4 protein-coding genes are annotated in these 5,482 nt (G+C 67.6%); 1 reads left to right on the top strand and 3 read right to left on the bottom strand.

Annotation, left to right across the window (positions count from 1 at the left end; all coding sequences use genetic code 11):
- Window positions 1–399: 399 nt before the first annotated feature.
- The 3 genes from VM054_01545 to VM054_01555 are packed head-to-tail and all read right to left on the bottom strand — an operon-like array spanning window position 400 to window position 2,971.
- Window positions 400–594 carry a hypothetical protein gene (locus tag VM054_01545; protein ID HUT97742.1) on the bottom strand — a complete coding sequence of 65 codons (195 nt, stop codon included), beginning with the start codon at window positions 592–594 and terminating at the stop codon, window positions 400–402.
- Between the two features lie 12 nt (window positions 595–606).
- Window positions 607–1,527, bottom strand: coding sequence for a hypothetical protein (locus VM054_01550; GenBank protein ID HUT97743.1), 921 nt, complete (start codon window positions 1,525–1,527; stop codon window positions 607–609).
- 10 nt (window positions 1,528–1,537) lie between these two features.
- Window positions 1,538–2,971: a hypothetical protein gene (locus tag VM054_01555; protein HUT97744.1), complete on the bottom strand. Its 1,434-nt coding sequence runs from the start codon at window positions 2,969–2,971 to the stop codon at window positions 1,538–1,540.
- 183 nt (window positions 2,972–3,154) lie between these two features.
- On the opposite strand from VM054_01555, the gene VM054_01560 reads away from it, so the two are divergent.
- A complete protein-coding gene (locus tag VM054_01560) occupies window positions 3,155–5,362 on the top strand; it encodes an alkaline phosphatase family protein (GenBank protein HUT97745.1) in 2,208 nt (735 codons plus the stop codon).
- Window positions 5,363–5,482: the final 120 nt, after the last annotated feature.

The raw sequence follows: 5,482 nt of genomic DNA on the forward strand, positions 1-5,482 counted from the left end.
GTAGGGGCGACCGTCCACGGTCGCCCGCGGGCCGACCTGAACGGCGCGCCGTCGGTCGGCCCCTGCGTCATCGCAACCGGGAGTGAGGGTTGCCGCTACCCCCTCTCCCTTTTAGGGAGAGGGTGGGGGTGAGGGTCGGGGTTGGGAATGTGAAAGACGGTGGTCCGCGGCCCCCCTTTCCCTTCCGGGGAGAGGCTCGCCTACGGGTCGGGGCGCGAAATGGTTTCCCTCTCCCCGTGGGAGAGGGAATAAGGGTGAGGGCTGCCTTATAAAAAAGACGGGCCGACCTGAAGGTCGGCCCCTACGTCATCGCAACCTGTGGGTTGGGTTGAAACGGGCGGGTGCGTGCACCCGCCCCTACGGCCGCAAATCGCAACGCGGTCCGGCCACCGTCGCCGGTCAGCGCCCCTCGTACCCCTTCCCCTCCACGATGGCCGCGATGACGACGCCGATCCAGCTCAGGAAAAATCCCAACAGGAACCCGGTGAAGCCGATGCCCTTGGAGCGCCCGATCATCCCCCCGATGATCATCGGCAGAACCCACGCCAGAAAGAGGATCGGCGCCCAAAAAAACCAGGCCAGTCCCCAGAACATGCCTACCCCCTTTTAAAACAGGAGCGAGAGCGCCACGGCGTGGGACGGCCCGGCGCCGAGGGGGTCGGTGCGGAAGGCGTAGTCCACGCGCAGCTCGCCGCCCTCGAAGAGCCCCGCGATGATGCTCCCCCCGGCGGAGATTTCGCCCGTTTCGAGGTTCCCGGTTTCGTACCCCACGCGCACCGCCAGTGTGGGCACGGGCCAGTACTCGGCGCCCAGGCGCCACTCCGGCCGCGTGTCGGCCGTGGTGACGAAGTCCGCCTCGAACCGGAGCCAGCCGTCCAGGTCGTAGCCGATACCCGCCGCGTACTCCACGGGCAGGGCCTCCTCGGTGGCGGCGGCGGTCTTCCACTTGTAGCTGCCGATGATGTCGCGCACGCAGAGGCCGACGGCCAGCCCGTCCCAGGGCCGCACCCGGAAACCCAGATCCACCGCCCCGCCCTCGGCGGTCTTCTCGGCCACGGAGGTGAACATCATCCGCGCCGTCAGCCCCACCCCGAGCCACTCCAGCGGTCGGACCCCGAAGGCGAAGCTGGCGATGTGCTCGTCGTAGGAGAACTCGCCGGTGCGGTTGCCGCCGGTGTCGCGGCCGTCGAAGCCGCCGACGCGCAGGTAGTACCAGGCCGCCTCCACCGTGGCCCGGGCGTCGGCGATGGGCAGGGGGTAGACGAAGCCGGCGCTGGACTGGGTCCGGTCCAGAGACAGATTCCGGTGGAACAAAAGACCCTGGATATTGAGGGCGAAGGCCAGCCCCGCGGGGTTGTAGCCCACCGCCTCGGCGTCCTCCACCAGGGCGACCCCGACGCGGCCCATGCCCAGGGTCCTCACGCCCCAGCCGAGCCGGAGCACCGCCCCCGGACGGCCCCCGCCGTCGTAGTCCGCCGCGGTGGAGATGAGCGCGAAGACGAGAAGGAGCCCTGCGATTTTCTTCATATCGGCCACCTCATTCCACCACGGCGATCTTGCCCACGAAGGCCCGCTCGCCGTTGGCCACGATAACGTAGTAATAGACGCCGTTGGCCACCCGGCGCCCCGAGGCGTCGGTGCCGTCCCAGACGTCCTTCTGATACTCGAACCCGCCCCGGTACACCTCGTCCTTCACGATGTTTCTGACGTGGCGCCCCTCGAGGTCGTAGATGTCTATGTCCACAACCGCGTCGTGGGTCAGGGGGTGCCCGGAGACGCTGAAGCGGATGGTGCAGACGCCGTGGCCCAGCGGCGAGAAGGGGTTGGGGAAGGCGTAGGCGATGGGCTCGTCAATGAAGCCCGAGCGCGGCTGGAAGTCAATGATGTCGAAGGAGGCGCCGCCGTCGCGCGAGACCTGCAACCCCACCGGCGTCCCGGCCCAGATGGTCCGGTTGTCCTCCGTGGAGACGGAGTAGATGTTGTTGGAGTAGAGCCCGCGGCCGGTGATGGTCTCCCAGGTGCCGTTGGGGAGGCGGTGGGAGAGGCCGCCCGCCTGGCCCGGACCGTTGTAGGCGGTGGCCACCCAGAGGTGGTCCTCGGCGCCGGGCTCGATCCAGTAGATGGCGTTGGAGTTCAGCCCCGCCGTGGTCTCCGCCGCGAACCGGGTCCAGTTCCAGGCCCACTCCCCCCGGCGCACCAGCCACAGGCCGTACCATTGGCCCTGCTCGCCGGTGACGGTCCCGACCCAGACCCAGAGGCCGTCCTCTTTCTCCTGGACCTCGACGAAGCCCACCACCTGGCTCGATTGCCCGCCCAGATCGGGTACGCCCTGGAGCTCCCAGGTCTCGCCGCCGTCGGTGGAGACGGCCAGGCCCGCGCCGGTGCCCGCGAAGAGGTAATCCTCCGTGCGCGCCAGGGCGAAGACGTTGTCGCCGAACGTCAGGTCGCTGGGGACGCTGCGGTGCCAGGTGTCCCCGTCGTCGGTGGAAATCGCCACCCCGCCGGACCAGCACCCGGCCCAGACGGTCCCATTCCCGTCGGACTCGGTGTCCCACACGGCGTCGTTGCCCAGGCCGTTCGCGGTGGTCCAGGTGTCCCAGGTCCGCCCGCCGTCGCGGGTCCGGGCCAGCCCCGCCCCCACCAGGGGGTCCAGCCCGCTCTCCCGGGGGTAGAAGCAGCCCAGGTACACGTCGCCCTCGGGCGCGATGCGCACCGTGCCCACGTCGGACGCCGACCCGGGCAGGCCGTCGTCGTAGCCGTAGGCGCTCCACGTCTCGCCCCCGTCGTCGGACTCGCCGAAGTTCTTCAGCGTGCCGATCCAGACCGCCGCCGACGTGTCGTCAATGGCCACGACGGTGTTGTCCAGGCTGTCCTCGGGGGGCGGTATCGTCGGATGAGCGCAGCGCTGGAGCGGCTCGCGGCCGCCGGCGAGCGTAGCCAGGGCCGCCAGGATGGCGAAGGTTCTCTTCATGGGGGTCCTTTCGCGGGAACATTCGGACGGCGCGATTATAGGCCACGCCGGTTGGCGGCGCAAGGTCCCGGTCCCGCGTCAGGATGGACCGCTTCAGATTGACGAGGCGTACCATTCCCACGCCGGAATTACCGCACAAGCTGTGGTATAATTTCCACGCAATAACAACCCCCCGAGGTTCTCATGGCCGACAAGCCGAAGCGCCTCGCGCTCCCCTTCCGCTGGGGCCTGCGCCTGGCGGTCGTCGTCGGGCTGCTGGTCCTCTTCCGGCTGGCCGCCGGACTCCAGCGCGTCCCCTACTACCGCGCATTCGACCACCGGGTCGTCGTCCTGGGCTTCGACGGCGTGGATTCGGACCTGTTGGAGAAGTGGATGGCCGCCGAGGACCCCGAGAACCCCGGCCAATCGCTGTTACCCAACCTGACGGCCCTGGCCGCGCGGGGGACCTACAGCCCGCTCGTGCCGACCATCCCGGCCCAGAGCCCGGTGAGCTGGTCCAGCTTCGCCACCGGCGCCAACCCCGGCAAGCACGGCATATTCGATTTCCTCCTGCGCGACCCCAAGACCTACACCCCCGTCTTCGCCATGCTGGATTCCTCGGAGGCCGAGTTCCTGTGGGACCTCATCCCGACGACGATGCCCAAGGTGTGGTGCACCCGGCAGGGGACGGCCTTCTGGGACGTGGCCAGCGCGGCCGACGTCCACCAGCTGCTCATGCAGGTGCCGGTGACCTTCCCCTGCCCCTGCGCCACGGGGGAGGTGCTCTCGGGCCTCGGGGTGCCCGACGTGCGGGCGACGATGGGGACCTTCTTCTACTGGGCCGAGGACCTGCCGCCGGGCATCGAGGAGGACACCGAGTTCGGCGGGAAGCTCTACCACCTCACCCTGGAGCGTGACGGGAGCTTCGAGCTGCCCGTCGAGGGGCCGCGCAACCCCGTCATCCGCGACAACAAGCGCGAGCTGCGCGAGGAGGCCCTGGTCCGCCAGCTCGACCCCGACGAGCTCGCCTACCTGGACACCCCCGAGGAGATTATCCTCCCCGTCCGGGGGCGCCTGTTGGACGACGGCTCGGTCAGCCTGAACGTCGGCGACCAGAACATCGTGCTCAAAGAAAACGAGTGGAGCGACTTCGTCGAGTTCGACTTCCGCGTGAACGCGCTCATCACGGTCGAAGGCATCAGCCAGTTCAAGCTGTTGTCCACGGACCCGCTGCGGGTTTACCTGCACCCCGTCAACTTCGACCCGCGCGACCCCGCTTTCCCCATCTCCTGCCCCGAATGCCTGTGCGCCGAGGTGGCCGAGGAGGTCGGGCTCTACTACACCCAGGGGTGGGCCATAGACACCTGGGCCATCTCCGAGGGCCGCATCGGCGAGGATACCTTCATGGAGAACCTGTGGAAGGTCGCCGACGACCGGTTCAACATCACCCGGTATCTCTACGAGAAGAACCACCCGGAGCTGACCGTGGCGGTCTTCCAGTGTACGGACCGGGTGCAGCACATGATGTGGCGCCTCCTGGACACCGATCACCCCATGTACTCGGCCGACCTGGAAAAGCTCTACGGCCGGGCCGTCTTCGAGGTCTACAAATGGATGGACGGCGTGGTGGGCTGGTTCACCGAGCACATGGACCCCGACGACGTCCTGATAGTGATGAGCGACCACGGGTTCGGCTCCTACCGCCGCGACGTGAACCTGAACAACTGGCTCATCGAAAAGGGGTACCTGGTCCTCAAACAGGGCTACCGGACCGAGGAACACAACCTGGAGGACCTCTTCGGGCAGCAGGGCCTCTTCTTCGCCGGGGTGGACTGGGATAAATCGGTGGCGTACGCCCTGGGGCTGGGGGAGATTTACATCAATTTAAAGGGGCGCGAGGCCAAGGGCATCGTGGAGCCGGGTGAGGAGTACGACCAACTGGTGGACGAGATAGCCCGCAAGCTCCTGTTGCTGGTGGACACCAATCCGCCCCACGGCCCGCGGCCCAAGGAGGAGGGCGACCGCGTCTACGGCCCCGACGACCCCCTCCGTCCCGATTCGATGCCGGTGGTGCGCAACGTGTACCGCGGCGACGTCGTCTATCACGGCGACGCCATGGAGAATTTTCCAGACATCCTGGTCGGGTTTTACGAGGGATACCGGGTGAGCTGGCAGTGCTCGCTGGGGGGCATCGAGCCGGCGATGCTGCGGGACCAGCGGAAGAAGTGGTCCGCCGACCACTGCTCGCTTGACCCGGGGATAGTCACGGGCGTGTTCTTAGTCAACCGGCCGTGGAAGTTGGCGAAGCTGCCGGAGATTATAGACCTGGCGCCGACGATTCTGGAGCTTTTGGGTCTCGCGCCGCTGCCGGAGATGGACGGGGTTTCGCTGATTCCCGGCGGTGAGGGGTAATTTGCGATGACGTAGGGGCGGACCTTCAGGTCCGCCCGTTTCGCTGACAACCGTAAATGTAGGGCGGGGAATCCTTTCCCCGCCGCTTTTTTTCAAAGGTGGCCCTCACCCCCATCCCCT

Source organism: bacterium (assembly GCA_035528375.1).
In the GTDB taxonomy this organism is placed as follows: domain Bacteria; phylum RBG-13-66-14; class RBG-13-66-14; order RBG-13-66-14; family RBG-13-66-14; genus RBG-13-66-14.

What these genes read in the sequence shown, in the direction of transcription:
- VM054_01545 (HUT97742.1), bottom strand. Translation starts at nt 594, where the DNA reads ATGTTCTGGGGACTGGCCTGGTTTTTTTGGGCGCCGATCCTCTTTCTG.
- VM054_01550 (HUT97743.1), bottom strand. Translation starts at nt 1,527, where the DNA reads ATGAAGAAAATCGCAGGGCTCCTTCTCGTCTTCGCGCTCATCTCCACC.
- VM054_01555 (HUT97744.1), bottom strand. Translation starts at nt 2,971, where the DNA reads ATGAAGAGAACCTTCGCCATCCTGGCGGCCCTGGCTACGCTCGCCGGC.
- VM054_01560 (HUT97745.1), top strand. Translation starts at nt 3,155, where the DNA reads ATGGCCGACAAGCCGAAGCGCCTCGCGCTCCCCTTCCGCTGGGGCCTG.